This window comes from Faecalibacterium langellae, assembly GCF_002549775.1.
Classification (GTDB): Bacteria; Bacillota; Clostridia; order Oscillospirales; family Ruminococcaceae; genus Faecalibacterium; species Faecalibacterium langellae.
In genome coordinates, this window is the sequence record NZ_NMTR01000077.1 from 1 (window position 1) to 1,013 (window position 1,013).

1 protein-coding gene is annotated in these 1,013 nt (G+C 36.7%); it reads left to right on the forward strand.

The features are described 5' to 3' along the window. Nucleotides 1-202 precede the first annotated feature (202 nt). Nucleotides 203-1,013: DNA polymerase III subunit beta (dnaN, locus tag CGS49_RS13805; RefSeq protein WP_275542727.1), on the forward strand; the 811-nt coding region annotated here is incomplete at its 3' end.

Consider the following 1,013-nt stretch of genomic DNA (forward strand, 5'->3'; position numbering starts at 1 on the left):
ATCATCTTCCAGACTGGTGAGTAAGTGGTTTCTACTTTGACAGAATTAATGCCATCAATTGCTTTTAGTTTTTCAGCGATTTCATATGGCATAGTCTCTTCACAGCCACAGCCAGTATCGGTAAAGGTCATAAGGAAGTAGCAGTGACCATTTTCAAAACGTTGTTTCAAGCTTACCTGATGTTACTCTTACATTTGAAGAAATAGAACAATACCAAGTATTACTAAAGAGTGCTAAATCAGAGATTACTCTAAAAGGAAAGGATGCTGAGCAATATCCTCGTATTCAAGAAGTTGACAGCTTGACACCACTAATTATGGACACTAAAATGTTAAAATCTATCATTGCTGAAACGTCATTTGCAGCAAGCACGCAAGAAAGTCGTCCAATTTTAACTGTAGTTCACTTTGTTCTTTCAAATCACAAAGATCTTAAAGCTGTTGCCACTGATTCTCATCGTATGAGCCAACGTCAACTTGTTTTGGAACATTCTGCAGATAACTTTGATGTAGTAATCCCAAGCCGATCACTTAAAGAGTTATCAGCAGTCTTTAGTGATGGTATTGAAAATTTGGAAATTTTCTTCTCTGCAAATCAAATTCTATTCCGTAGTGAGACAATCTCTTTTTACACACGTTTACTAGAAGGAAATTATCCAGATACTAATCGTCTCTTGTCAGATTCATTTGAAACAGAGGTTGTGTTTGAAACATCTACCCTTCGTTCTGCTATGGAACGTTCCTATTTGATTTCAAATGCAAGTCAAAGTGGCACGGTGAAACTCGAAATCATCAATGGTAATGTTAGTGCTCATGTTAATTCACCTGAAGTCGGAAAGGTGAATGAAGATATTGATGTGCTAGACGTTTCAGGAAGTGATTTGATTATTAGTTTTAATCCCACTTACTTGATAGACGCTTTGAAAGCACTAAAAAGTGAATCAGTTCGTATTCGTTTCATTTCTCCAGTACGCCCATTCACTTTGACACCAGCAGATGACAGTGAAAACTTTA